Annotated in this window: 26 protein-coding genes; 9 read left to right on the plus strand and 17 right to left on the minus strand. The window is 67.7% G+C overall.

Annotated features, from left to right (window positions below; translation table 11 throughout):
• Positions 1-120: 120 nt before the first annotated feature.
• From IE107_RS08745 to IE107_RS08755, 3 genes are read left to right on the plus strand one after another with little or no spacing between them, the layout of a single operon-like run.
• Positions 121-693, plus strand: coding sequence for a dihydrofolate reductase family protein (locus IE107_RS08745; RefSeq protein ID WP_189542827.1), 573 nt, complete (start codon positions 121-123; stop codon positions 691-693).
• A 53-nt stretch (positions 694-746) separates the two neighbouring features.
• Complete coding sequence (locus IE107_RS08750; RefSeq protein WP_189542829.1) at positions 747-1,139, plus strand: helix-turn-helix domain-containing protein; 393 nt, start codon at positions 747-749, stop codon at positions 1,137-1,139.
• A gap of 48 nt (positions 1,140-1,187) precedes the next feature.
• Positions 1,188-1,598 (plus strand): VOC family protein, encoded by a 411-nt coding sequence (locus IE107_RS08755; RefSeq protein WP_189542831.1) that lies wholly within the window; start codon positions 1,188-1,190, stop codon positions 1,596-1,598.
• Between the two features lie 191 nt (positions 1,599-1,789).
• Here IE107_RS08755 and IE107_RS08760 read toward each other — a convergent pair whose 3' ends face one another.
• Positions 1,790-2,248, minus strand: a complete 459-nt coding sequence (locus tag IE107_RS08760; protein WP_189542833.1) for a RidA family protein — start codon at positions 2,246-2,248, stop codon at positions 1,790-1,792.
• Positions 2,249-2,402: 154 nt separating this feature from the next.
• On the opposite strand from IE107_RS08760, the gene IE107_RS08765 reads away from it, so the two are divergent.
• Positions 2,403-3,401 carry a helix-turn-helix transcriptional regulator gene (locus IE107_RS08765; protein WP_189542837.1) on the plus strand — a complete coding sequence of 333 codons (999 nt, stop codon included), beginning with the start codon at positions 2,403-2,405 and terminating at the stop codon, positions 3,399-3,401.
• Between the two features lie 159 nt (positions 3,402-3,560).
• Here the strand turns inward: IE107_RS08765 and IE107_RS08775 are convergent, their stop codons facing one another.
• Complete coding sequence (locus IE107_RS08775; RefSeq protein WP_189542839.1) at positions 3,561-4,205, minus strand: DJ-1/PfpI family protein; 645 nt, start codon at positions 4,203-4,205, stop codon at positions 3,561-3,563.
• A gap of 88 nt (positions 4,206-4,293) precedes the next feature.
• Between IE107_RS08775 and IE107_RS08780 the strand changes: the two genes are divergently transcribed.
• Positions 4,294-5,631 (plus strand): aminotransferase-like domain-containing protein, encoded by a 1,338-nt coding sequence (locus IE107_RS08780; protein ID WP_189542841.1) that lies wholly within the window; start codon positions 4,294-4,296, stop codon positions 5,629-5,631.
• A 205-nt stretch (positions 5,632-5,836) separates the two neighbouring features.
• Here IE107_RS08780 and IE107_RS08785 read toward each other — a convergent pair whose 3' ends face one another.
• Positions 5,837-6,385 (minus strand): ATP-binding protein, encoded by a 549-nt coding sequence (locus IE107_RS08785; protein ID WP_189542843.1) that lies wholly within the window; start codon positions 6,383-6,385, stop codon positions 5,837-5,839.
• A 319-nt stretch (positions 6,386-6,704) separates the two neighbouring features.
• Between IE107_RS08785 and IE107_RS08790 the strand changes: the two genes are divergently transcribed.
• Together IE107_RS08790 and IE107_RS08795 are read left to right on the plus strand one after the other, a co-directional pair.
• Positions 6,705-7,553 (plus strand): helix-turn-helix domain-containing protein, encoded by an 849-nt coding sequence (locus IE107_RS08790; RefSeq protein WP_189542845.1) that lies wholly within the window; start codon positions 6,705-6,707, stop codon positions 7,551-7,553.
• An 11-nt stretch (positions 7,554-7,564) separates the two neighbouring features.
• On the plus strand, positions 7,565-7,756 hold the full coding sequence (locus IE107_RS08795) for a hypothetical protein (protein WP_189542848.1): 192 nt from the start codon (positions 7,565-7,567) through the stop codon (positions 7,754-7,756).
• 65 nt (positions 7,757-7,821) lie between these two features.
• Here IE107_RS08795 and IE107_RS08800 read toward each other — a convergent pair whose 3' ends face one another.
• From IE107_RS08800 to IE107_RS08865, 14 genes are all read right to left on the minus strand, one after another.
• Positions 7,822-8,427: an OmpA family protein gene (locus IE107_RS08800; protein ID WP_229866771.1), complete on the minus strand. Its 606-nt coding sequence runs from the start codon at positions 8,425-8,427 to the stop codon at positions 7,822-7,824.
• Positions 8,428-8,480: 53 nt separating this feature from the next.
• Positions 8,481-9,095, minus strand: a complete 615-nt coding sequence (locus IE107_RS08805) for a hypothetical protein (RefSeq protein ID WP_189542852.1) — start codon at positions 9,093-9,095, stop codon at positions 8,481-8,483.
• Between the two features lie 31 nt (positions 9,096-9,126).
• Positions 9,127-9,744 carry a pilus assembly protein TadG-related protein gene (locus IE107_RS08810; protein WP_189542855.1) on the minus strand — a complete coding sequence of 206 codons (618 nt, stop codon included), beginning with the start codon at positions 9,742-9,744 and terminating at the stop codon, positions 9,127-9,129.
• Positions 9,744-9,974: a Flp family type IVb pilin gene (locus tag IE107_RS08815; protein WP_072484032.1), complete on the minus strand. Its 231-nt coding sequence runs from the start codon at positions 9,972-9,974 to the stop codon at positions 9,744-9,746. Before IE107_RS08815 ends, IE107_RS08810 begins: the two co-directional genes overlap by 1 nt.
• 245 nt (positions 9,975-10,219) lie before the next feature.
• Complete coding sequence (locus tag IE107_RS08820; RefSeq protein ID WP_189542857.1) at positions 10,220-11,317, minus strand: response regulator transcription factor; 1,098 nt, start codon at positions 11,315-11,317, stop codon at positions 10,220-10,222.
• Positions 11,318-11,369: 52 nt separating this feature from the next.
• Complete coding sequence (locus IE107_RS08825) at positions 11,370-12,686, minus strand: sensor histidine kinase (protein WP_189542859.1); 1,317 nt, start codon at positions 12,684-12,686, stop codon at positions 11,370-11,372.
• Between the two features lie 51 nt (positions 12,687-12,737).
• Complete coding sequence (locus IE107_RS08830; protein ID WP_189542935.1) at positions 12,738-13,625, minus strand: DUF5936 domain-containing protein; 888 nt, start codon at positions 13,623-13,625, stop codon at positions 12,738-12,740.
• Between the two features lie 14 nt (positions 13,626-13,639).
• Positions 13,640-14,578, minus strand: coding sequence for a type II secretion system F family protein (locus tag IE107_RS08835; RefSeq protein ID WP_189542861.1), 939 nt, complete (start codon positions 14,576-14,578; stop codon positions 13,640-13,642).
• A gap of 10 nt (positions 14,579-14,588) precedes the next feature.
• The gene (locus tag IE107_RS08840; RefSeq protein WP_189542863.1) at positions 14,589-15,881 is read right to left on the minus strand and encodes a TadA family conjugal transfer-associated ATPase; all 1,293 of its coding nucleotides are present in this window, start codon (positions 15,879-15,881) and stop codon (positions 14,589-14,591) included.
• Between the two features lie 59 nt (positions 15,882-15,940).
• A complete protein-coding gene (locus IE107_RS08845) occupies positions 15,941-16,339 on the minus strand; it encodes a TadE family protein (RefSeq protein WP_229866772.1) in 399 nt (132 codons plus the stop codon).
• The gene (locus IE107_RS08850) at positions 16,336-16,803 is read right to left on the minus strand and encodes a TadE/TadG family type IV pilus assembly protein (RefSeq protein WP_189542865.1); all 468 of its coding nucleotides are present in this window, start codon (positions 16,801-16,803) and stop codon (positions 16,336-16,338) included. The genes IE107_RS08845 and IE107_RS08850 overlap by 4 nt, the downstream gene beginning before the upstream one ends.
• 15 nt (positions 16,804-16,818) lie before the next feature.
• Positions 16,819-18,105 (minus strand): CpaE/TadZ family protein, encoded by a 1,287-nt coding sequence (locus IE107_RS08855; RefSeq protein ID WP_189542867.1) that lies wholly within the window; start codon positions 18,103-18,105, stop codon positions 16,819-16,821.
• Positions 18,106-18,112: 7 nt separating this feature from the next.
• Positions 18,113-18,820: a Flp pilus assembly protein CpaB gene (gene cpaB / locus IE107_RS08860; protein WP_189542869.1), complete on the minus strand. Its 708-nt coding sequence runs from the start codon at positions 18,818-18,820 to the stop codon at positions 18,113-18,115.
• 75 nt (positions 18,821-18,895) lie between these two features.
• Positions 18,896-19,762 carry a hypothetical protein gene (locus IE107_RS08865; protein WP_189542871.1) on the minus strand — a complete coding sequence of 289 codons (867 nt, stop codon included), beginning with the start codon at positions 19,760-19,762 and terminating at the stop codon, positions 18,896-18,898.
• A 758-nt stretch (positions 19,763-20,520) separates the two neighbouring features.
• Between IE107_RS08865 and IE107_RS08870 the strand changes: the two genes are divergently transcribed.
• Together IE107_RS08870 and IE107_RS08875 are read left to right on the plus strand one after the other, a co-directional pair.
• Positions 20,521-22,182, plus strand: coding sequence for a chitinase (locus tag IE107_RS08870; RefSeq protein ID WP_189542939.1), 1,662 nt, complete (start codon positions 20,521-20,523; stop codon positions 22,180-22,182).
• Between the two features lie 240 nt (positions 22,183-22,422).
• A partial coding sequence (locus tag IE107_RS08875; protein ID WP_189542873.1) for a protein kinase domain-containing protein occupies positions 22,423-22,915 on the plus strand: 493 nt, incomplete at its 3' end.

Raw genomic sequence — 22,915 nt, forward strand, 5'->3', positions numbered from 1 at the left:
TAGGTAAGTAAGCAATAGTTGGCGCGGCGCAGCCGAGAACCGAAGCCGGTGGAAGAAGATCGGAGCGGTCACCGGCCGAACCTGCTGCCGCACCACCCACGTGAAACGAGGAGTCCTCAGATGCGTACCTTGATCAGCACCGCCTTCGTCTCACTCGACGGCGTAGTGGAGGCCCCGGGAGGGGAATCCGGATACCGGAACGCGGGATGGACCTTCAAGGACATCGAGTTCGTCCCGGAGGCCTTCGAGATCAAGGGCCGTGAGCAGCAGGAAGCCGCCGCGCTGATGATGGGCCGGGTCAGCTACGAGGCGTTCAGCCCCGTCTGGCCGGACATGGCGGAATTCACCGACTACAAGTCGATGCCGAAGTACGTCGTCTCCACCACCCTCGCCGAGGACGGCCTGGTCTCCAACTGGGGCGAGACCACGATCCTGCGCTCGCTCGACGAGGTCGCCGCCCTGAAGGAGACCGAGGGCGGCCCGATCATCGTCCACGGCAGCGCCACTCTCAACCGCGCCCTCTCGGACGCCGGCCTGATCGACCGCTACCACCTCCTGGTCTTCCCCCTCCTCCTTGGCGCGGGCAAGCGCCTGTTCAGCGACACGGACAAGGACACCCAGAAGCTGAAGCTCGTCGAGCACGAGGCGTACTCCAACGGCCTCCAGAAGAACGTCTTCGACGTCGTCCACTGAGCCCTCCCACCCAACCCCGGGCCGCGCCGGGCCTTGTGTGGTGTCATGGCTCTGTGAACCGTGCCGTGGAGGAGACCAACCGCCGGATGCTCAGGGCCCGGGACGCGATGGACCGCGCCTATGCGCAGCCGCTGGACGTCCCGGCCCTGGCGCGCATCGCGCATGTGTCCCCGGCGCACTTCACACGCACCTTCCGGGCCACGTTCGGCGAGACGCCCCACCGCTACCTGCAACGCCGCCGCGTCGAACGCGCGATGTTCCTCCTGCGGGAGACCGACCGAAGCATCACGGACATCTGCTACGAGGTCGGCTTCGGCAGCCCGGGGACGTTCAGCCGCACGTTCCATGACATCGTCGGCCGGTCGCCGAGAACGTACCGCAAGGAAGCGACGGCCACGGGCGTCCCGACGTGCTTCACCATGGCATGGATGCGGCCGAGTAGCTGAGCAGATTTGGATAAGTTTTCTTCGAGCGCGCCCCGTAGCGTGATGCACATGTTCAACGCCATCACGCAATCGCAGATTTACGTCCTCGACCAGGACGAGGCCCTCGACTTCTACGTCGGCAAGCTCGGCCTGGAGGTCAGCGCCGATGTGGACATGGGCTTCATGCGCTGGCTGACCGTCAGCATCCCCGGCCACCCCGAGCGCCAGATCATGCTGGAGAAGCCGGGCGCCCCGGCCCTGTCCGAGGAAACGGCCCAGCAGGTACGGGAGTTGGTCACCAAGGGCGCCATGGGCGGCTGGCTCATCTTCAACACGGACGACTGCCGCAAGACGTACGAGACGCTGCTCGCCCGGGGCGTCGAGTTCACCGAGGAGCCCACCGACCGCCCGTACGGAACCGACTGCGGCCTGCGCGACCCGTTCGGCAACCGCATCCGCTTCACCGAGCCGAAGGCCTGAGCACATTCCCGATCGCGCAGCGGGGGCCGGAGCGAGGACGCTTCGGCCCCCGCTCGCGCGTCCCGCCCGGCTGTCAGCGGGGCAGCACCACCCCCGACATGGTTGCCGCGTGAGGCGTGAGCGCTCACTGACGCCCCACGCGCCACCCCAGTCGATCGTCGACCAGCCCAGTCGTCGACCAGCCCATCGTGCTACGGCGCTGTGTCATCGGCCACGCGGCGAGTCACGCCTTCGCAGTCTCGATCCGCAGGTTCGTCCTGTTCAGGAATGACCGCTACCGCGTCGATCTCCACGAGCGCGCCCGGGCGAGCGTGTCCTGCGGTGGAAACAACCGTGATGGCTGTGCGGTGATCGCCCCACACCGATCGCGACGCCGCGTATCCCACCTGTGCGTCGACCCCGTTGACAAGATAGATGTTGAGTTTGGCGACATGCTCGGGACCGGTGCCCGCGGCAGCAAGCACAGTCAGCACGTTGCGCATCGCCTGAGCTGTCTGCGCCTCAATACCGTCGAGCAGGTTTCCGGTGCTGTCGGTGCCGAGCTGGCCACCGACATGGAGCATCCGGCCGGCGGGGGTGATCACGCCCTGGGTGAAGGCAGGGTTGTGGTGGAGCTCTTCAGGGTCGAGGTGTGTCGTCTTCACGGTCATGAGTCTCTCCCGAGAGGTGCCGGGTTTTGTGTGCACGTAGAGGCGCGCTGCTCTCGCAGCGTCCGGTTCACATCGAGTTCGTCTGCTTCCATGGCCCCACCGTGACACCCATGGCGGACAGGACCGGTCCGCTTTCTCTGGCAACGTGGGCGGCATGAACGTGGCAAGCGGTGCCGAGCGCGATACGACGGAGCGGGTGCTCACCCTGCTCGGGCTGCTGCAGCAGCGCCAGACCTGGACCGGCCCCGAGCTCGCCGACCGTCTCGGGGTCACGACGCGCACGGTACGGCGCGATGTCGAGCGCCTGCGCACCATCGGCTATCCGGTGCACGCCGGCCAGGGTGTCGGCGGCGGCTATCGACTCGGCCCGGGGCAGAACCTGCCGCCGCTGCTCCTCGACGACCAGGAGGCGATCGCCACCGCGGTCTCGCTGCTCGCCGGCGCGGGTGGCGTGGTCACCGGCGCCGGCGACGCCGCTCTCCGGGCGCTGACCAAGCTCGACCAAGTGCTGCCCACCCGGCTTCGGCACGAGGTGCGCGCACTCTCCGGCTCGGTCGAGTCCTTCGGCACAGGCCACACGCCGGTCGACCCCGAGGTCCTCATGACGCTGGCCAGAGCCTGCCGCGACGAGGTCGAGACCGGCTTCAACTACCCGTCCGGGAGCGAGGTTCGACCGCGGCGCGCCGAGCCCTACCGCCTGGTCGCCTCCGACCGGCGCTGGTACCTCCTCGCCTACGACCTCGACCGCGACGACTGGCGCACTTTCCGCGCCGACCGGATGACCGAGGTGTCCGCACGGACCTGGCACTTCCGCCCGCGCCCGGCGCCCGACGCAGCGACGTACGTGCAGGAGGGTGTGGCGAGCCGGGTCTACCCGCACCGGGCGCGCTTCCTCGTGCACGCGTCGGCCGACACGGTGCGCGCGCAGATTCCGGCGTCGGCAGCCGTCGTACGACACCGGGGAAGCGAGCGCTGCGAGGTGCTCAGTGGCGCCGCCGGCCTCGACGCCGTACTCATGCACGTACTTCTCCTGGGACACGACTTCGAGATACTCGACCCGCCAGAGCTCGGAAGCCGCTGCCGCGCACTGGCCGAGAGACTGCTGGCTGCCGGTACGACGGTCTCACCGACACCAGACATGCAGGAGCCGTGAACCGCGACCGCACCGCCCCCGACCGAGTGCCCCGGGCGTCGCCGAACCGGTCGCACTCAGCCAGGGTGCCGTCCGGCACGACGTAGGCGGGATCGGCTTCGCGCAGGGCACGCAGCAGACCGGGCGCGCGGTCGGCTAGCAGGTCGATCACACTGCCGGTCACTGTCTGCGACTCGCCGTTCGCACGAGCGCCGGTGCGGCAGCGGGCAAGTAGGGGGTGATGTTGCGCCAGGCGCGCTCGATGTATTCCTCCTTCTCGCCGACCGGGGCGACATAGTGCAGCGCGCTTTCTGCGGCGTCGTTGTCCTTGAGTCGGGCGATGATCCAGGCGGCGAGGTAGTGCGAGGCCAGGCAGCCGCCGGCGGTCGCAATGTTGTCCTTGGCGTAGAAGGGCTGGTTGAGTACCTCGACGCCGGCGGCGACGACCCAGGGCCTGGTGATCAGGTCGGTGCAAGCGGGGATGCCGTCGAGCAGGCCGAGCCTGGCCAGCACGAGCGCGCCGGAGCACTGTGCCGCGATGAGTTGGCGCGAGGGGTCCAGGCGACGCAGGACGCTCATGATCGCCGGGTCTTCGACGACCTCGCGGGTGGCCATGCCACTGCCGACGATGACGGCGTCAGCGGTGCACGCCTCCTCAAGAGTGGACATCTGCTCGATGACCACTCCGTTCATCGACGTCACCCTGGGGCTCGGGGTGGCGATGGTGACGCGCCAGTCGTCGGTCTTGATGCGGTTGAGCACACCGAGCGCGATCAGGGAGTCGAGCTCGTTGTAGCCCTCGAAGGTGAGGATGGCGATGTGCACGGCGTCTGTCCTTCCCGGTAGGTGGGTCTTGACCGTAGAGACCCACGAACAGGACAGTCGAAAAATTGTCACGCATACAATCCGGTGCATGGCAGCTTCGCGGTACAAAAAGCTGGTCGACGCGTTCGCACGCGACATCCGGACCGGGCGGCTCGCCGCGGGCGTGCGGCTGCCGACACACCGCGGGCTCGCCGCTCGTGAGGGAATCGCCGTGGTGACCGCGACCCGGGTGTACGCCGAGCTGGAAGCGATGGGCCTGGTGAGCCGGGAACAGGGCCGCGGTACGTTCGTGCGTGACATCGCGGTTCCCGCCGGTCACGGCATCGATCAACAGGTCGTCGCCACGGATGCGGTCGACCTCAACTTCAACTATCCGTCGCTGCCCGGGCAAGCCGATCTCCTCCGGCAAACACTGCGAGAGGTGGCCACCTCTGGTGATCTCGACTCGCTGCTGCGCTACCAACCACATCGAGGGCGCCCCCAGGACAGAGCCTCGATCGCGCGGTACCTGAGGCGTCGAGGAATCACCACGGACGTGGATCGGATCCTCATCACCAACGGTGCGCAGCAAGGCCTGGCCATCACCGTCATGGCCGCGCTCAAGGTCGGCGACGTCGTCGCGGTCGACGCACTCACCTACCCGGGTTTCAAGGTGCTCGCACATACCTTTCATCTCGACCTGGAACCCATCCCCGTAACCGCCGACGGGCCGAATCTCGATGCCCTCGAGAAACTGTGCGCGACGCGCCCTGTGCGCGCGATCTACACCATGCCCACCTTGCACAACCCTCTGGGCTGGGTCATGCCGGCACCTGACCGAACCCGCCTCGTCGAGATCGCTCGACAGTACGGTCCACTCCTGATCGAAGACGCCTCCTACGCTTACCTGGTGGAGGACTCGCCACCGCCCCTGGCTGCAATCGCGCCGGACATCACCGTCCACATCTCGGGACTGTCCAAGAGCGTCGCCACCGGTCTCCGGGTCGGTTTCGTCGTTGCCCCGCCCTCTGCGGTGCCCTCGCTCGAACGCGCGATTCGGGCGACCACCTGGAACACCCCGGCCCTCACCACGGCGATCGTCTGCCGCTGGCTGGAGGACGGCACGGTGGACCACCTGGAAGCGCTGAAACGAGACGACGCCAGGACCCGCCAGGCACTCGCCGGACAAGAGCTGGCCGGCCTACCGCTCATCAGCCACCCCTCGTCCTACTTCACATGGCTGCCGCTGCCCGACGACGCACGCGCCGACCGCCTGACCGCCACCCTCGCGCGTCAGCACATCTCGGTATCCACGGCCGAGCCGTTCACCACCTCGATGCACACACCGCAAGCGATCCGTCTCGCTCTGGGCTCGACCGATCTGGACAGTCTCCGGTCGACACTGCGTACAGTGCGACGCGTAGTCGTCGAGGACGCCTACGCTTGAACTCCCCTCGATCAGCCGATTCCTGCCCACCGGCGTCGGCGTGCGAAAGATCGTCGGCGCTGAAAGCCAGGGGAAAACCGGTAGGCATGGTTGGCGCACAGAACAGCGCCGCTCCGAGTGAGGAGCAACACCGGTCGTCATGGCCCGCCCGCCACGTCAAAGTCCGTCACCCTCACGGAGCGAGTGCACCCATCCCCTGCACCCGTCAGCTCGGCAACTGCACCCATGCCTTGGTGCCTCGCTGCGGCAAGTTCGCCTCGCAGGCGCCCCACTCCCCGCCCCAGTCGTCCACAACGGCCGCCAACAGCCAGAGCGCCCGCCGACGCCGCGTCTCGCAGAGTGTGGACAGGTGCGGGTCGCTGTGGTGCGGGTGCTGGTCCCAGACGAGGATGCGTACGGCGTCGTCCCGGTGACGCAGGGATACGTAGAGCTCCTTCCCCGGGCTCATTCTCGCGGTGACCGCGACCAGCTCGTCCACGACGTGCGTGGCAGGCCAGACGTACCGGGCGAGCCCGTGCGTCTCCAGCGCGGCAGCCACCACCGTGCGGCCGATGTACGCGCTGCGGACGTCACCGGGCAACGTGAAGCTCAGAGCGAGCCCGCGCCCGGAACGGCCTTTCGGGCGAAGGTAGGGCTGGGGGTGCGGCTGCGGGTTGGTTCGCAGCGTGGGATGCGGAAACGGATACGTGAACGGAACCGGCATACGTGCCTCGGCGGCGGCCGGACAGAGTGCGGCGATCGGAGATGAGTGCATGACTGACTCCCCTGAGAAGGGCGGCGAGTTGGCGTGTGTCTCTCTTTCGCGTGGGCGCGCACGGGTGGCTCACATGGTTGCGCTACGGACGAGCAGTGGCCTGTCTCCCTGACACGGGACCGCCCCTCCCAGGGCAGGAGGTTGCAGGCAGGACCGCGTGATGCACTTCCGGCTCGCCGTCGCTCAGTGAGCGGTGCGTGACCTAACGTAGCGCCTGAAGGGTAAAATTACCCTCTCTCTTCGGAGAAAGAACCCTTTCGTGGCCGAGTGGTACGCACACGCGGCAGACTGCCGGTGACCGCATGCGGAAAGGAACGGCATGGCAGCAAGGACGTCTCCTACCGAACGTCAGAAGCGGCTCGGCGCCGAGCTGCGGAAGATGCGCACATCGGCCGATGTCTCCGCCGAGTTCGCGGCCGGACTGCTCGGCGTGGACCGGGGCAAGATCTCGAACATCGAGGCCGGTACCCGCCCCATCAGCCCCGATCGGCTGCGCACTCTGGCCTGCAACTGCGACTGCACCGACGTGAAGTACGTCGACGCGCTGGTCGAGATGGCCCAATCACGCGGCCGCAACTGGTGGGACAGATATCGAGGGCTTCTTCCCCAAGGGCTGCTCGACATCGCCGAATTGGAGATGCACGCGCTACGCATGCGGGCCGCGTACTCCGTACACATTCCGGGCCTCCTCCAGACCTCGGACCATGCCCTGTCCCTCTTCCGTGTGGTAGTGCCACAGCTACCGGAGCGAGAGGTTGCACTGAGGCTGGCACACCGCGTGGAGCGGCAGGAAGTCCTGGACGGGGGCACCCCTCCGTACACAGGCATCGTGCACGAGGCCGCACTCCGGATGCAGTTCGGCGGTCGCGCCGTGGCACGCGCCCAGCTGGACCACCTGCTGAACAAGTCCGAGCAGTCGAATATCACACTGCTGGTCATCCCCTTCGAAGCCGGCGCCTTCCCCGGCGCTGGACAGACCGTCCTGTACGCAGAGGGGCCTGTGACTCAGCTCGACACCGTGCAGATCGACAACTCTCACGGACCTGTCTTCGTCCACTCCCAGGCCCAACTGGCGAAGTATCGGGATCACTTGGATTGGATGGAGGGGATCGCGCTGTCACCGGACAAGTCGCGGGCCTTCATCCACAACATCGCACGCCAACTCTGAGGAGACGACCGATGTCGGACGTCAATTGGGAAGACTCGTTCTGCGGCGAAGGGAACTCTTGCTACCGGATAGGAACCGATGGGGCGGGCAACAGCTACATCGCCGTCGCCGGTTTCGAGGATCGCTTCCTCACCGACAGCCGCGAAGCGCTTCAGCAGATGATCCGCGACATCAAGGCCGGCAAGGCCGACCACCTTCTGTAGACAGCAGAGAGGGCCCGGCACCGCGATGTGCTCGCGGTGCCGGGCCCCTGTGGTGGCGCGGTTCCTCAGGAAGACGTGCTGCGCGGGAAGGAGACCTCCACGCGCCGGTTCTTCTTCCGGCCTTCTTCCGTGCTGTTGTCGGCGATCGGGTACTGCTCGCCGTAGCCACGGATCTCGAAGCTGATGCCCGACCCCAGCTCCTTGGCCAGCACGCCGTGCACGGCGTTGGCCCGCTGCTTGGACAGCACATCGCCGTGGGCCGACGAGCCGAGGTTGTCGGTGAAGCCGAAGACGCGCACCTTGGTGGCCTTCTGCTTCTTGATCTCGGCGGCGATGGCGGCGATACGGGAGTTGGCCGCGGGGCTCAGCTTGGCGCTGTCCTTGCCGAAGAGGACCTCGGACTGGAGCGCGAACTTGATGTTCGCGTTGGTGTCCTCGCGACGCTCCTCGCCGCCCATGTCCTCGACGACCTGGATGATGTCGAGCACCTTGGCGGGAGCAAGCGTGGCGCCGTCGACCATTTTGAGGTCGGAGTCCTTGCCGTCCACAGCGACCGGCGGAGCCGCGGATGCCTCGGTACCTGGCGGGACGCTCGGGCCGTCATCGGCCAGAGCGACCGAGGCCCCCATGACGGACGTGCCGGCCATCAGCACTACCGTCGCAATGGCCATTCCTGTCTTCTGAATCGGCCCACGCCGCATGCGGGTGTTTGTCATCTCGCCCGTCACCCGGAGATCTTCAGCGACGTGGTGGCGAACGTCGGCAGGTTGAAGTCGACCTCGGTCGTCTCGGCGGGCGGCGCCGGGAACTGCATGAACACCGGTACGGACTTTCCGGGCTGGACCGCAGACATCCCGGCCGTGCACAGGCAACGACCATCGGTGTCCCGAAGGATGTAGTAGCGCTTCTTGCCTACCTTGTCCACGAGCGTCGCACCACCGACGGAGTTGAGGTTGTTGGTGACGATCGCGTTTTCGTTTCCGGCCCATACGGACGGGTTGACAGCGACGTCACCCTGATTCTTCAGCTCGCCCTGAACCGTAACGAACCCGCCGGAGTCCCTCTTCACCTGATTGATGACCAGGAGCATGTTCTTTTCGCCCCTGGCCTCCGCGAGCTTCACATTCGGGTCCACGTTCTCCCCGGCTGCGGTGTCCTCCTGCTTCGTTCCCTTGTCCTCGTCGGAGGACTTCGGAGACGCGGGGGAAGACGGCGAACCGGTGTCCTTTGCCCCTCCGCCGTCGTCGGCACCGCAGCCGGTGACGGCCAGGGTCAGGGCCGCCGCCATCGAGGCGGCTGCCACTACCCTTCGGGACTTGATGGAGCGCCGAATGCTCATCGCTTCTGATTCCTTTACTCGTCGTTCGCTGTCAGCTGTCGACCAGGTGCACGTCAAAGAGAATCTTGCTCACCTGAGACCAGGGCGGAGGGCTGCTCGGCATGATTTCGAGCATCTCTCCTCCCCTGCACGAGAAGAAGTACACGTCTTGGATGGTGTCGTCGTCGAGGTCGACAGACCGCCACCTGGGGCAACGCCATTCGATGACAGCAGTGGCGTGACCTTTGGCGAACGTGCGCTTCATGCCGGGAACCACTGACGCACCCACAGGCTTGAGTGTCTTCACGTCAACCCTGATCTTGTCCCGCTCGCCGCCGGACGTGGCGACACATCCGGGGAACGGGGAGAGCTTCGCGTCGTTCTCTGCGGCCATCGCCTGCGCCGCAGGGCACCCCGTGACCGGGTGCGCCTGGAGGAACATGTCCAGCATGCTCTCGGGAAGAGAAGCGAGGAACGGGCCTTCGAACTGCTCACGGGACTGCTGAGCGGCAGCCAGCGCGGCAGCATCTGCCGCGCCCTGGGCCCCATTGCGCAAGGCAGCGGCCTTGCCGACGGTAAAGAAGGCAAACGCGAGGAAGAGCAGGCCCGCCACCATCACAACGTAGATGGGGAAAGCCTGCCCTGCCTCGCCGCGAAGTTTCGCGGTCATTAGCCGGCCTTGATCTGGTCCACCAGCTTGGAGATCTTGCCCGAGATCGAGCCACCGATGCCCGAGGCCGCGATCGCGCCGATGATCGCCACGACCACCAGGATGATGCCCAGGTACTCGAACGCCGTCTGGCCGCGGTCCATGTTCTCGTAGCGCTTCTGGATGCGGCTCACGGCGGTGTTGGCCCAGCCGTTGATGCGAACGGCGGTCTTCAGGGTGATGTCCGACATGGTGTTCCCCTCCGGGTTCGGCCGACCGGAAGCCGGCCGACTCGCACGTTTCTTGGGTGCCGCCTGCGGTACCGGCTTCCTCCTGGCCGGTGCCGCTGGCGACATGAGAAACATACGGCGGCGGAACTCGCCCGCCGGAGGGTCCCAGGGCCCATTCCCGGGCCCAAAGCGTCAGTTGGGTCTGCGGCACCCGTACACGCCGCCAGGACCCACGCCCCACCACGGCTCCGCTCGCACTCCTGCGCTCAGCCACGGCGACCACCGGCCTCGCGAACCCCGCTGCCCGCAGAGGGGGCCGTGCCGAGCCAGCGGGCGATGGCCTCGCTGCGGCTCGCACTGTGCAGCTTGGTGAAGATGCGGTTGATGTGGTTCTTGACCGTCTTCTCGCTGATGAAGCAGGTGGCGGCGATCTGCTGATTGCTCATGCCGGAAGCGATCAGCTCCATGACCTCCACCTCCCGTGAACTCAGCCCGTACTGCTGTCTGTTGAGCTTCGTGCCCGGTTCCCCGGTCATGGAAGACTGTGCCACAACTGGTTGCAGATGCGAAAGACCCTGCGATGACTGGACGGGGCGCGGCGCAGGTGGAGACGGTTCGGGCTTGGGGGCGTGTGCAGGCGCACCGTGTTGCTGAACAGAACTCGGGGGGTGTCCGTCGTATCCGGGCCCCTGGTAGGGAACGCCTGTGGTCAGCGCCGTTCCGAGTCCTTCCGGAAGGGGTCGCGACTGCGGTCCCGGGCCCTGGCGCATGTGGGCCAGGAGAGCGTTCGCCGCGGTGGCGGTGAAGTGGGCCCGGCCGTCCTTCGTGTCGCGTACGGCCTGCACCAGCTGATCGGCCGTGAACTCGCCGTGGACCAGATAGCCGCTCGCGCCCAGGCGCAACGCCTCGTGGACGATCTCGTTCTCACGGCTGTAGGTCAGCATCATCACGGGTGCGATCTGCACCAGGTGCGGCAGCGCGGAGATCCCGTCCACGCCGGGCATCCGGACGTCGAGCAGAACGACGTCCGGACGGTGGTGTACGGCCATGTCATAGGCCTGGCGGCCGTCCACGGCCTCCGCGACGACTGCGATGTCGTCGCGGCCGGAGAGCAGGACGCCGAGGCCGGCCCGGACCACCGGGTTGTCGTCGGCGACGACGACCCTCAGGGCGCTGGGAACGGCCACGGGCACCGCCGCGGGAAAGGGAGGCATGGGCTCGGATGCCGCTGGCTGCTGGGGGACGGGGAACGCATGGGAGCCGGGCTCCGAGGTGAGCGGTGTGACGTGCGGGGACGTGTGCTGGGACGCGTGGTGCGGTGCGGCCCGGTTCAGGCCCGACGCGCGGGAGACGTCGTCCTGCATCTGCGACCTCCTCTCAAAGGTCCAATGGGGGTGAGGGTGGAAACGGAGCGGTTCAGTCGGGCTGCTCCGCGCCGGAAGTGGCGAGCAGAGCGGCGATCGGGAGTTCCAGGCGGACCTCGGTGCCCTTGGTCGCCTTCCCTTTTCCGATACGGATACGGGCACCGATGGACGCGGCGCGCTCGACCATTCCGACCAGGCCGAAGTGCCCTGCGTGCCGGAGGTCGTCGAGCGTTGTGCCCGGAGGCAGGCCGCGCCCGTCGTCGTACACGCTGACGCGCAGGACGTCGCCCTTCACACCAGCGAGTACGACGAGGTAGGTGGGTTGCGCGTGACGGTGGGCGTTCTCCATCGCCTCGGAGGCGATGGTGAGCAGCTGGCGGGCGACCACTTGCGGGACCGGTGGGATCGGAACGTCGTCGAGGAGTCGGAAGGTGGCGGTGAGCTCGTGGCGCCGGGTGAAGTCGTCGGCACGCGCCCGGAGCTCGCGTATCACGTCCACGCCTCCGTCGAGTCCGGACTCGCGGCGCAGGTCGGAGAGCAGCTCGCGGGACTCGGCGGCGGCCCGGCGAGCGGCGCGGGCGACCAGTTCGGCCTGGTGCTTGACGGTGAGCGGGTCCATCCGGTCGGAGGACACCGCCAGGCCGTCGGCTGCCAGTGCCAGGCCGTGCAGGGTCTTGGCCACCGAGTCGTGCATTTCCCGGGCGAGGCGGGCGCGCTCCCCCTCCACCGCCTCGCTGACTGCGAGCCGTGCCTTGGTCTCGGTGAGGGCCTGGCTGGCGGAACCGAAGCGGAGGAGGAGGTTGCGCAACGTGACACCGACCGCCCCCGCTATCACGCAGAAGCCCGGAAGGAGGAATGCCGTCGCACCGGTGGCTTCCAGCCTCGGGTCGGTCCCGTACACACCGAGGACGATCGCGGTCTGGAGCGCCGCGAAAATCGCTGCACCCCGCCAGCCGTGGACCAGCCCGGCCAGCATCGGGGTGCACACGGTGACGTAGGCGAGAGTGGATTCCGGTGAGGCGGTGATCAGCAGCAGGGCGCCGAAGAAGGAGTCGATGCCGAGCAGCCAGGGGTGGCGCAGCAGAACCGGTCCGAAGCGTTCCCAGTCCCGGAACAGGAGGTAGCTGCCCATGAAGGTGACCAGGATGGCCGAGCCGATCAGCCATGTGGCCAGGCCCGAGGCCGTGTGATCGATGGCGAACGGTGTGGCTACGGCGATCATGGCGAGCCGGAAGCCGAAGACCTGTCGGCACATGGCCTGGAGCGCGTTGAGCTGGATCGCGAACGCCGGGCGTGCCCCGGGATCGGCGATCGCCTGGCGTACCTGCGCGTTCAGTCCGGTCTGGATGCTGCCGAGTTGGAACGACATGAGCGTCTCACCTCCCCTCGGCGGTTCTGCCCACCGTCCGCCTCGTTCACGTCATCCGCCCATGAGGGTGCTGAAGTCGACGTTGACCCCGTAGACGAAGCCGACCGTCAGCATCACGAGCGTTCCGGGGAGCAGGAACGTGGTGACCGCGAAGGTCGCCTTGGGAACGGCCCTGGCCGCCTTCCGGCGGGCGTTCTGGGCGTCCGTGCGCCGCATGTCGTTGGCTATCTGGATCAGCGTCTCGACGATCGGCGCACCGAGCTCCTCACCCTGCTGGAGCGTGGTCACGAACATCGCGACCTGCTCCGAGTCATTGCGCTTGCGCAGCTGCTCGAAGGCCTCACGGCGGCTGACACCCATGTCCATCTGGCGCAGGGTGATGCGGAGTTCGTCGGCCCAGGGCCCCTCGTACTTGTCGGCGACCCTGGCCAGGGCCTGCCGGAAGCCGAGGCCGGCGGAGACCACGACGGCGAGCACGTCGAGGAAGTCCGGAAGCGTCCGGTCGATGTGGTCACGGCGGATGCGAACCGCGGACCAGATGCCGACCTCGACCCAGAACAGTCCGAAGGCGATCAGTACCAGGGAGAGGAAGATCTGCCCGCGGATGATCATCGAGAAGGCGCCGAGCAGGCCGAGTGCGCCGTAGACGGCCCGGCGGGCAGCGTAGCGGTCGATGGTCAGACCGCCGGGGTTACCCGCCATGTCGATCTGGCGGCGCTTCTTGTTGACGGCCTTGGGGCCCATCATCCTCAGCACCATGGGGGCCCAGCGCATGCCGAGACGGTCGATACCGGAGCCGACCGCACTGGTGCGCGTGGAGCCGACTTCCAGGGCGATCGCGAGGTCACCGGGGAGCTTCGCATCGGCCCGGTACATGCGGATACCTGCGATGGCTCCGAAGACCGCGAGTCCAACGATGCCAGCCAACAGCAGATCCATGTATGCGCCACCCATCAGACGTCGATCTTGGACAGGCGTCGGATCACGAGGAATCCGATCGCGTACAGGGCGAGGGAGACGATCACCGCGACCTGGCCGATGAGTGCGCCGGTCATACGGTCGAGAGCACCAGGCATGACCGCGTTCATCAGGAGCATGGCGCCCAGACCGAAAGCGGGAACGGCGTAGGCCGTGACCGTCACCTGGGAGAGCTGGGTCTTGACCTCTCGTCGGGTCTCCTTGCGCTCCTCCAGCGTCTCGGTGAGGTTGCGCAGCGAGCTGACGACCGTACCGCCGGCGCGGTTGGAGAGGACGAGGGTGGTCACGAGGACGACGAGTTCACGGGAAGGCAGCCGGTCGGTGAGTTCGCTCATCGCGTCCTCGAGCGACTCGCCGACGGCGAGACGGCGGGCGACCCTGGCCAGCTCCTCGCCCGCCGGGTCCTCCAGCTCGTCGGCCGCCATGCCTATGGAGGTACGCAGCGCCAGGCCGGCCTGGGTGGCGTTGGCGAGGATGCGGGCGAGCTCGGGGAGCTGGTTGATGAAGTGCTCGGTGCGCTTGGTCCGTTGCCAGTTCAGAAAGGCATTGGTTCCCCAGAGACCGATGAGGGCGGCGACCGGACCGAAGAAGCTGGCGAGCAGGGACGAAGCGATCATCCAGAGCCCGGCCAGGGCGACGACGGCGAAGACGAAGAACTCGCCCGGGGTGATCTCGAGGCCGGTGGCGGCCAGCTTCAGTTCGAGCTTCCGCCCCAGGCCGGTCTTCCGCAGCCGGCTGTCCAGCGCCCGGAATCGACGACGGCGACCCGCCTCCGGTATGTGCCCGGTGTGTGAGAGCCGGTCCACCAGGGCGTCCCGATCGGCCCTGCCACCGCTGTAGGCGTGCAGGCCCGCGACGCCGGTGACACCGGCGAGCAGCGTGACGCCGATGGTGAGAAGAGGGAGATTCGTCATGGCACGTTACCTAGTTGGCCTCTCGGGTGGCGAGCTGTTCGGCGGATTCGGCAACCCCGAAGGCCTGCGGGATGGGCTGGCTGGCCATGTAGAGGCGCTCGGCGATCTTGCGCGGGATCGGGAGGTACTTGAACTCGCCGTTGATCCGTCCTTCGGCGTCCATGGGCTGGGCGTCGAAGCGGGCAACGGACACGATGCGGTAGGGATCGCGCCCGTGCGAGTCGAGCACGGCGATCTCGGTGATCTTTCGGGAGCCGTCGGCATGCCGTGTGAGCTGGACGATGACATCGACGGCGCTGTTGATCTGGTCGTGCAGCGCCTCGAACGGGATCTCGATCTCGGACATCGACGCCAGGGTCTGCAGACGCATGAGCGCGTCCTCGGCGTTGTTGGCGTGCACGGTGGCGAGCGACCCGTCGTGACCGGTCGACATCGCCTGGAGCATGTCAAGCGATTCCCCGGAGTTGCGGACCAGGTCACGGATGGTGATCTGGCCCTTCCCCTCGACGTTCGCCGGCCGCGACTCCAGTCGGATGACGTGGCTCTGCTGAAGCTGGAGCTCGGCGGAGTCCTCGATGGTGACGATGCGCTCGCTGTCGGGGATCAGGCCGGAGAGCGCGTTGAGAAGTGTCGTCTTCCCGGTACCGGTGGCTCCGGAGACGATCACGTTGAGTTTCGCCTGGACGAGCCCGGACAGCAGGATCAGCATCTGCTCGTCGAGCGAGCCGACGTTGATCATTTCCTGGAGCGTGAAGGCCCTCGGGAACCGTCGGATGGTGAGCGTCGCACCGGTCAGCGACAGCGGCGGGATGATCACGTTGACACGCTCACCACTGGGTAGACGCGCGTCAACCATGGGGTTTGACTCGTCGACACGGCGGTTGACCGTCGACACGATGCGTTCGATGGTCTGCATCAGCTGCTCGTGCGAACTGAAACGCATCGGAAGCTGCTCGACCTTGCCACTGCGCTCGACGAAGATCTGGTCCGGTCCGTTGACCATGATTTCGGTGATGGACGCGTCTTCGAGGAGTGGTTCCAGAATGCCGAGACCGAGGGCCTCGTCGACGACCCGTCGGATCAGCTGGGTGCGTTCGACGGTCGAGAGAACCGGTCCCTCGCGGCTGATGATGTGGCTGAGTACACGCTCCAGCCTCGCTCGCCGGTCTGCGGCGGCGAGCGAGGACATCTCCGCCAGGTCGATCTCTTCGAGCAGCTTGGCGCGGTAGGTGGCCACCATGTGGCTGTCCTCCCGCGCCCCGCCGTTCTTCTCGGGGGCGGTCATGCGTGCCCGCAGACTCATTGCGTAACTCCTCGCTCAGACGTGCTAGTGGTGCTCCGGTGGTGCGATGCGGGCCCCGCTCACCCTCGCGGCATGGTGGAACTGCGCTTGGCCCAACCCCAGTCGTCGATTCCGGGTACGACGGAGGGGATCCGCACGCGAGTGGTGTACGTGACTTCGCCGGACCCACCGTGACGCCTGAACTTCGCGTTCTTGTGGCTGCCGAGCCAGTCGCTCATCGCGTCGCGCCCCGCCTGCTCGGAATCCCCGCGCGACACGTCCTGGGTGGCGGTGCGCGCGGCCGCGCGGGCACCGGTGCCCGCCTGGTTGGCGGCGTACGCGGCCACCCCCAGCTGAATCGCGAAGAGGCCCACCAGGAGCAGCAGCGGGATGAAGCCCATGTACTCGATGGCGACCTGGCCGCGGTCCCGGCGGGTTGCGGCGGTCTTCCCGCCCGGTGTGTGTACGCGCATGCTCATCGCTCGGCCTCCAGCGGCGACGCGGCGTTGCCCTCGATGGTCATCGGCCAGTTGAGTACTCCGGGTACCAGTACCGGTACCCGCAGCTTCACCGTGGCCTTGTACAGCGCGCCCGAGCTCTCGCACTTGGTCCGCTTCATCGACTCCCGCCAGACCGTCGGCAGGTCCTCCTCGGCCGCGTCCCGGCACGCCTGCCCGCGCATGCTCTGCGCGATGGCGCCCTTGTGCGCCGCCTGGTCCGCCGAGTTCCCCGCCAACGAGAACGTGTACCCGATCAGCGCACACTGCCACAGCGCGATCAGCAGCAGGATGATCAGCGGTGTGACGCCCAGGAACTCGATCGCGGTCTGACCGCGGTCGCGCCCCCGGCCGAGGAGACGGGCACACAGCCCGACCCGCGCCGGGGCGGCGTCACCGTGGTGCCTTCCCCGTATCGCCGTGTCTTTCGTCTCGGTAAGTGCCATTGGTCAACTTGCCCCCTAGGTCGTCGGCCGTTTCCTGGAGTCGCCGTCGCGGTCGCGGCGGCGCCCGATCGAGCCTCGGTCGTTCTTGAACTTCGCGCCGCTCTTCGCGCCGTTCTTTTCCGCCTTCTCAGGAACCTTGACGATGCCGAGCTCGCCCGCAAGGGCCCAGAGGGCCTGTTTGACCGTGCTCTTGGAGTCGAGTTCGTGCAGCCGGCCGGCGTCGACGACGGCCTGGAGTTCCTTGAAGTTCGCCGGAATCGCAGTGTTGGCCGTGGTGGTGCCGGTGATCTTCTCGATCAGCTGCGGCTGGATCTCGGTGTTGCGGATGAAGCGGTTGACGACGGTGACCGTCTCCTCGGCCTTGCGGATCTGGAGCCGGTCCCACATCCGTACGACCCGCTTGGCACCGCGCACCGCGATCACATCGGGCGTGGTGACCAGCAGCGCCGTGTCGGCCATCTCGATGGCCGCCGCGCTCGCGCCCTGGAGCTGGCTGCCGCAGTCGACGACCAGGACCTCGTAGCGCGAGCGCATGGCGCTGACGATCTGGCGGGCCGAGCGGTCGCTGACCTCCTCGGCGCTCTCGCCCTCGCTGGGCGCCAGGAGCAGTGCCAGACCGGTGCCGTGGCTGAACACGGCGTCGGACAGGACGCGGGGCGAGATGTCGGTGATCGCCGACAGGTCGACGATGGACCGCCGGAACTGCACATCGAGGTACGAGCCGATGTCACCGGCCTGGAGGTCCATGTCGACCAGGGCGACGCTGCGCCCGGACGCCTGGGCCGCCAGGGCGATCTGTACGGCGGTGAGGGTGGTCCCGACACCGCCCTTGGCGCCGCTGACGGTGATGACCGTACCGCCGGGACCGGTGAAGACATCGGTCCCGGTGGTCAGGTGGCGGCGGACTCCGACGGACCACTGGGCCGCGGATTGAACCCGGTTGGCCAGTTCCTCGTAGCTGAGGGGGAGGGTGACGACTCCTCGTGCACCCGACTCCATCGCGGACGAGAACAGACCGGGGGTGACATCGGCGGTGATCAGCACGACCCCGATGGCGGGGAAGCGCAGGGAGACCTCCCGGATCAGTTCCAGGGCCGGCACCGGTCCGATCCGCTCGTGGACCAGCACGACCTCGGGCAGATCGTCGAGCGACTCGCCCGCGAGGCGGGCGAGGGTGTCGATGAGCTGGGTCGAGTCGCTGACCGGAGCGGCCGGCTCCGCGTCGGGGAGCTGGCTGAGCAGGGTGGTGACGGATCTGGCCGCGTCGACGTCACCGACGGCCGGGAGGATCCTCGTGGTCATTCGATCCTCACTTGTCCTTGTCGAGCGTGTAGGTGCGGTCGCCCGGACGGATGGTGCTGTCGCTGCCGGAGGCGAGGAGCGCGAGGCGTACGTGCTCCGCGAAGGACTCGGCGTAGGCGATGCGCTGGGTGTCGAGCGTGTTGAGCGCGAAGGTGATCGGGACGGCCTCGGTGCCCATGTTGGACTTGCCGTCGTGGCTGGGCTCCAGGGCGGTCAGCTTGCCGACGTCCAGGACCTTGGCGTTGGAGACGATGACCTTCGACTGGGAGGGGTCGCCGTCGCGCTCACCGGCGAAGGTGGCGTAGATGTTGACGGTGGCACCGGGGGTGATCTTGCCCGCGACACCGGTCGCGGCGTCGATCATGATGGCGATCTCCTGCTCCCCGGGCTGCAGTTCGGGGCGGCGCTGCATCATGTCGGACTGGAGCAGCGACCCCTTGCGCAGCTGGGTGACGGCGATCTTGCCGTTCACCTCGGAGAGGTCGGTGACCGCGTTGGAGGACAGCCAGCGCTTGGGCATCGAGATCTTCTCGAACTGCCCGGCGGACAGGGCGGTGTAGGGCGCTACGTCGGACTTCAGCTGGTAGGCCGAGACCTCCGGTCCGACCTTGGAGTTGACATCACTGATCACCGAGAGCACGCCGGCGAAGGCGCCGAAGGCGCACAGAACCGACAAAAGCAGGAGTATCACGCCGCGGCGCTGACGGGAGTTCATGGGCCGGACAACCTCGTTCGATTCGGATGCTTGGGGCAGCGGACGGAAGGGCGTCTACGGAGGAAAGCGGAAGCGCTAGGACTGCGGTGGTGCGAGCGCTCCATGGCTGAGGACACCGGCAGAGTGCATTCGGTTCTCGGCCGCGGGTAGCGGGGAGGAGCAGAACCCGCAGCGGTCACCGATGAGTTCCATTCGGCACCAGTGGCAGTTCTCACGGCGTACGGAGGCCACCAATTGGTACAGGACGGAGATGTCTGGCAGGTAGGCCGCGAATTCCACCAGCTTTCCGGTTCCCCACCATGCCGGGGATTCGGACGGAAGCGCGGACTCGTGAATGGACTGGACCTTCCACGCGGGCGCGAGGGTCTCCTTCACCCACTCCGACTGGGACTGCCCTTTGGCGGTCATCAGGTGGGTGGTGAATTCCGGGCCGGTCGGCGGGTCGACCTTCGGGCCGACTCTGACGAGCTGTGGCTCGGGCCCCGCGACCACGGCGAACTGCGAACCGGGCACCCAGGACTTGGCATGGGTCCTGAGGTCGACCGGGACCCGGTCGAACTTGGTGACGGAGTGGAGCAGGGCGCCCGCGTGGATGTAGTGCGTCAGCAGCCGGGCGGCGGAGGCGACCACTCCCGGGCTGAAGTCGCAGATGGACAACTGGCGCAGCTGCCTGACGAGCACGGCGACGCCCAGCGGCGGGAGGTCCACCTTGACCAGGGCGATGCGGTCGCTCTCCAGGACCGAGCGCACGGAGTAGAGCCGGCGCTCGTGCGCGGGCGAGATGCCGGTCGGGTAGACGGCGACTACATAGCCGTGCTGTTCGAGCAGCACATGCATGTCACCGATGGCCATCTCCAGCGCCTGGGCATCGGGTGCCTGCAGCAGGGCGGCTGTCGGTGTCTGCTGATCGGTCGGAGGTAGTACCAAGTCAGCATTGGTCACTGCTATTGCGGTCGGCACGCTGTTCCCCGTTTCGGCTCCGGCCGGACGCCGGTCATGACGTCGGCCGCAATCGCTCCTGCTCCGCGGTTCTGCCTCAGCACTTTATCCACGTCCTACCTGGCAGAGAACACTTTTCGGGGGCCAGTCCGACAACGTGTGCGAGGCGCCCGCGTTACACCCAAGTGCTAAATCGGATCAAATCGAAAATCGTCAACTTCTGTACAACTGCGGAGGGTTACGAATCCACCTCCCCGCCACCTGATCCCGGAGATTCATTTCCGCACGTCAGCACGGATCCGGAACCTCCACACCCACCACCGGGGAGTGGCGGACCGTCACTGTCCGAGCACCCTCGCGGCGTCACCCGAACGTGACCCGCAGGAGTCAACAAAACGTCAATTCACAGGCGCGCCGCCTGGACTCGGGGCCTCGCGGAGGGCATCGCGGGGCGGAAGCGGAGCGCGTACGGACCCGCCCGGCGGACGCGGTCGCCCCAGGCCCCGCTGCCAGAGGTCTTGACAACTCGATTGGTCTGGACCAGCTTATCGGCCAGCGGTGGCCACCGTTCCTCAACTCCACATCCCCTTCTTCTCCCCGTCGCCTCCCGGACGGCCCCGAGTACCGCCGGTCCCCCGCCGGCTCGTCCCCGGACACCCCGGCAGGCATCCCCGACTCCCCCACGGAGGCAGCAAGTGGAACGTTCCCCCCTCAACGGCCGCAAAATCCACGGGCGTCGCCGAATCCGGCTCGGCGCCGCCATGGCCGTCCTCGCCGCCGGAGCGCTGACCGCCACGGGCCTCGCCGGAAACGCCCGGGCCGCCGACATCAACGTCGCCAAGAACGCGGGCTTCGAGTCCGGGCTCGCCAACTGGTCCTGCACCAACGGCAGCGGCACCACCGTCTCCTCCCCCGCGCACGGCGGCACCGCGGCCCTCAAGGCCACCCCCTCCGGCCAGGACACCGCGCGGTGCTCGCAGACCGTGGCCGTGAAGCCCGGCTCGACGTACACGCTCAGCTCCTGGGTGCAGGGCGGGTACGCGTACCTCGGCGCGAGCGGCACCGGAACCACCGACGTATCGACCTGGTCCCCCGGCTCCGGCGACTGGACCCAGCTCACCACCAGCTTCAGGACCGGGCCCGACACCACCTCGGTCGAGGTCTACACGCACGGCTGGTACGGGCAGTCCGCCTATCTGGTGGACGACGTCTCGGTCAACGGCCCCGACGGCGGGGGCGGCACCGACCCGGAACCAACCATTCCGTCCGCCCCGGCCGGACTCGCGGTCGGCGCGACCACCTCCTCCTCCGTGGCCCTGTCCTGGAACGCGGTGTCCGGCGCGACCGGCTACACCGTCTACCGGGACGGCCAGAAGGCGGCCACGACCACCGGGAACTCGGCCACGGTCACGGGGCTGGCCGCCGACACGGCGTACCAGTTCGCGGTGACCGCCACCAACGCGGCCGGCGAGTCCGTCAAGTCCACCGCGGTCAGCGGCCGTACGGCCAAGGAGGGCGGCGGCAACCCCGGCACCTCCGTGCCCAAGCACGCGGTGACCGGCTACTGGCAGAACTTCAACAACGGCGCGACCGTGCAGAAGCTCAGCGACGTACCCGCGAACTACGACATCATCGCGGTCTCCTTCGCCGATGCCACGAGCACGCCGGGCGCCGTCACCTTCAACCTGGACACGGCCGGCCTGAACGGCTACACCGTCGACCAGTTCAAGGCCGACATCAAGGCGAAGCAGGCGGCCGGGAAGAACGTCATCATCTCGGTCGGCGGCGAGAAGGGCTCCGTCTCGGTCAACAGCGACGCCTCCGCGGCCAACTTCGCGAACTCGGTCCACTCGCTCATCCAGGAGTACGGCTTCAACGGTGTCGACATCGACCTGGAGAACGGCCTCAACTCCACGTACATGACGAAGGCGCTGCGCTCGCTGTCGCAGAAGGCGGGCTCGGGCCTCGTCATCACGATGGCCCCGCAGACCATCGACATGCAGTCCACCGGGGGTGAGTACTTCAAGACGGCACTCGGCATCAAGGACATCCTGACCGTCGTCAACACGCAGTACTACAACAGCGGTTCGATGCTCGGCTGCGACGGCAAGGTCTACTCGCAGGGCTCGGTGGACTTCCTCACCGCGCTCGCCTGCATCCAGCTGGAGGGCGGCCTCGACCCGTCCCAGGTCGGCCTCGGTGTGCCCGCCTCCACCAGCGGTGCGGGCAGCGGCTACGTCCCGCCCTCGGTCGTGAACGCGGCCCTGGACTGCCTGGCCTCGGGCACCAACTGCGGCACGTTCAAGCCCTCGAAGACGTACCCCGGCATCCGGGGCGCGATGACCTGGTCGACCAACTGGGACGCCAAGTCGGGCAACGCCTGGTCGAACTCGGTGGCCCCGCACGTGCACGGACTGCCGTAGCCGACGACCGGTACGCATCCGGCAGCCCGCCGTTGCCGCCTGCCGGCATCAGTGACCAGCAGCGCCGCCGCTCCCCCGGCGGCGCTGCTGCACGCTCCGGGTCCGCCGCCGTCCGGTGGCCGTCCCGGGCCTGTCCCGGACCCGCAACAGAGTGCCCGGGACTTGCCGCATCCCATGGCTGTTCGGGCGCGCTCGTGGCACCGTTGATGGGCTCGACGGTGATGTGACAGGGGGAGGACCATGGCCGGGGCGCGGGTGCAGGCACTGGGCTCGGACGATCCGGCGACGCTCGGACCGTACCGGCTGATCGGACGGCTGGCGTCCGGCGGCATGGGGCGGATCTATCTGGCCCGCGGCGGCGAGCGCGGCGGCCGGGGGCTCGTCGCCGTGAAGACACTGCTGGCCGAGGGGAACGTCGGCGAGACCGACCGGCGGCGCTTCGCCCGCGAGGTGTCGCTCGCACAGCGGGTCGACAGCGCGTACACGGCGCGCGTACGGGACTCCGACGCGAACGCCGAGCGGCCGTGGATGGCCATCGACTACATCGCCGCACCCTCGCTCGCCGAACTCGTCCGCACCTGCGGGGTGCTGCCCGCCTCGGCCGTGCGGTGGATCGCCGCCGGGACCGCGGAGGCGCTGGTCACCCTGCACGGCCTGGGCATCGTCCACCGCGACGTGAAGCCGCAGAACGTGCTGCTGCCGCTGGAAGGCCCACGGGTCATCGACTTCGGCA

Source organism: Streptomyces gelaticus (assembly GCF_014649535.1).
GTDB lineage: Bacteria > Actinomycetota > Actinomycetes > Streptomycetales > Streptomycetaceae > Streptomyces > Streptomyces gelaticus.